Here is a 3,162-nt window from a genome sequence, read left to right on the forward strand (position 1 = left end):
GCCATTTTCGCGAGGACGCACGCGGGTTTGAGCGCGTCGGAATAACGAGCCTCGGGAATGTGAGTAGTAAAAGCGAGTGATTGTTCGTATTTTAGGTGGGCGCGAGATCGCGCTTTTTCGAATGGATCAGAGCTCCTATGACGACACTCACTACTGCCCCGGTTTCCTCTTTGCTCGATCGCCTGTTCACCGAGGCCGAGGCGTCGTTATCCGCGCTCACCCCGGCCTGGGCGCAGATACCCGCTGAGCAGCGCACCGCAATCATGTCCAGCAAAACCAACTATCGCGCCCTTTACACCGAGATGAAGGATGCGCCCCTCGCGGTCTCTCGGGAAACAGGTGCTCTTCTTTATATGCTTGCACGTTCAATGAACGCACGGACCATCGTGGAGTTTGGCACATCATTCGGTGTCTCCGCCTTGCACCTCGCTGCGGCGCTTCGCGACCAGGGCGGCGGACGTCTTATCACCACCGAGTTCGAGCCTTCGAAAGTGGCGCGCGCTCGCGCGAATATCGCCGCTGGTGGCCTGTCGGACCTGGTCGAGATCCGCGAGGGCGATGCGCTGGAGACGCTTACGCGCGATTTGCCATCGCCGATCGACTTCGTATTCCTCGATGGTGCCAAGGGCTTATATCCTGCCATTCTTGCGTTGTTGGAGGATCGCCTTCGGACGGGAGCCCTCGTCCTCGCCGACAATGCCGATTGGAGCCCGGAATATCTCACACGGGTCCGTTCGCCCGCGCAGGGCTATATGTCTGTGCCGTTCGCCAAGGACGTCGAATTGTCGATGCGGATCGATTTAGGATCGGCGCCTTCGAGCTAATCTTGGACAAGGTGGCGACCCTCGGAGGAAATACCTCAACGAGACCAAATGACCACAGCGGGATGATCGTGGCGAGGAGGGGCGCCGCAGGAAAGGACAATTAAGGCAGAGGTATGAGGTTATCCGTGGGATCCATAAGCTTACGGGGAGCGCGAAGGGAGGTCTTTCATGCGCCGGATCTTGTTAGTGGCTATGGTGTGTGCGATGGCCTTGTTGCTCCCCGCTTTCACAAAGAAAGCTCACCAGCATCCGCATCATACGAACAGTCATGTTGCGCCGACCGTCAATCGTGCTCCGCCATACGACTGGCAAGCGGGAGACTGTGATATCACGAACAAAACATCGGTAAATACCTGCACCAATGGCGGACGGTGAAAGCCGAGGCAGGGGAAAATCAGCGCATGATTAGGTTTATGCCGGTACCCACCACTTGGGCAAATATCCCTCGTGCACGCACTTGAAGTCCTATAATCACTCCCAGCCGCGCTTTGCCGCAATGTCAAGGTCGATAACCGCATCTGTGCACTAAAGCTCCCGTACCCCACCCCGTGGGGCCAGCACCCATGATGACGCCCTCTCGGGACGATCGAGCCAGCTCTCGCGCCCGCATTTCAGTCTGGTTGGCGGATGCTGTTTGGGCTACGCGCACGTCGTTGATCGAGATCAATGCGATAATGCTCGCGATCGTCGTGCAAACGATTCATCTCCCGCTCATAGATAGATCGAATCTGCCTTGGCGATGCAAGTAACCGGGAATCGGCGCCGTTATTAGGACTCAGCGTCGAAGGCGTGTCTCTCGAATTCGCGGACATTGGGCGCTGCGCGCCGTGGTGAAAGCCGCATGGAAATCTCTATGTTCTCCTTCCGGAAGATGGACGTCACCGAGCCGCCATGGATGCCTCGCGTCGGCGAGAGCGGACTGCCGTCGCAGGCCAGATCTCAGATTGATCTAGGTCAAGTCGCGTTTGGCGATCTCGTGCGCATTATGTGACGACGAAAGTGATGTGACGACGAAAGTGCAGGGGTCGGAAATGCGCAGGGCATCTATCGCGATCCTGGTCGCCGCAACGGCTACGGCACACGCTGAAGGCGGCAACGTTGCATCTGGACACCGTTTGGCTCAAATCTGGTGTGGCTCATGTCACCAGCTGGGGGCGGAGGATCCACAAAAGCCCACTCCCAGTTTGCCGGAACTGGCCCGTTTGTGGTCGGCGCCGGCGCTGGAAAACTACATGAGAGCGAGCCACGCAAACATGCCGAACTTCATGCTCACGGCGGCTCAGATCAAGGATATCAGTGCATATGTGTCGAGCCTCAAGGGCCAATAAGAGGCTAGATGTCGAACATCGAACATGACGAGCTCGCCCGCAGGGTGTCGCAATCGGTTCGAGCACGAGGGGGCCCTCGGGGCCGCGCCTTTCTCCGACCGCATCAATGTGGCTGCGGCGTCGTGGCGACGCGAAATCAAGCCGCCGCTCTTTTGATGCTCGTCGACGGGCTTAAGCTTTAGGTCGGAAACAAGCCTGGACCGCTAGGCTCGAAACTCCATCCGGAACCGCCTAAACGGGCCTGGATGGTCGTAGTTCATTCCCTGCGCCGCCATATGGAGACCGTCGCGCGGGCTGGGTCGGGGGCGCTATAGGGATTGAAGTTCTCCTGTGTGAAGGCAGTGCCCACCCAGCAAAAACAAGTGCTTGCCGTCGGCCCGCGTCGCTTCGCCCGGATGTCGCAAGGTCGGCGCGCATGGCCGCTGGCCCGAGGTGCCGTTGGCAGTGGGCGGTTGGACCGGATCACGGCCGCCGCTCGCCGGCTCGCCGCAAAAGGGTTCGTCGTTAAGAAGCCGCGTTCGGGACGCCAAATTCCTTGAAACCCGCCCTCACGGGTACAATCCCAAAAAATCGCGCTTCAGTTGATTCACCTACCTTGAGGGGGGCGCTAGCGACTTGCACGAAGCGCCTGTTTCCGTAATTTGAGTCAGGAGATCCCGCAGGGTTCAGCTCACATGGATGTCGGAAGTGGAAGACGGGGGACGGACGCCGGGCCAGGGCATCTGCAGGTCGGCGCTCGGATCCGCCATGCGCGTATCCTGAAGGGCATGCGCATGCGCGATCTTGCGGTCGCGGTCGGTTGCGACGAGAGCATGATCTCCAAGATCGAGGCCGGGAAGGTCACCCCATCCCTCATCATGCTCGACAAAATCGTCGTCGCGCTCGACCGCGATATGGCATCCTTTTTCGGCCTCCAGATCGATGAGCACAAGTTGGTGCAGAAGCCCGCCGATCGGGTCACCGTCCAAGGCGATGCTTTGCGTGGAGGCAAGGGTATTTCTTACGAACGT

3 protein-coding genes are annotated in these 3,162 nt (G+C 59.1%); all 3 read left to right on the top strand.

Translation table 11 applies throughout. The annotated features are described in order from the left end of the window. Nucleotides 1–137 precede the first annotated feature (137 nt). On the top strand, nt 138–824 hold the full coding sequence (locus tag VEJ16_05840) for an O-methyltransferase (GenBank protein ID HYB09170.1): 687 nt from the start codon (nt 138–140) through the stop codon (nt 822–824). A gap of 1,031 nt (nt 825–1,855) precedes the next feature. Continuing rightward, entirely contained in the window at nt 1,856–2,152 is a 297-nt protein-coding gene (locus VEJ16_05845; protein HYB09171.1) for a cytochrome c, read from the top strand. A 674-nt stretch (nt 2,153–2,826) separates the two neighbouring features. Beyond that, nucleotides 2,827–3,162: helix-turn-helix transcriptional regulator (locus VEJ16_05850; GenBank protein ID HYB09172.1), on the top strand; the 336-nt coding region annotated here is incomplete at its 3' end.

This window comes from Alphaproteobacteria bacterium, from assembly GCA_035625915.1.
In the GTDB taxonomy this organism is placed as follows: Bacteria; Pseudomonadota; Alphaproteobacteria; order JACZXZ01; family JACZXZ01; genus DATDHA01.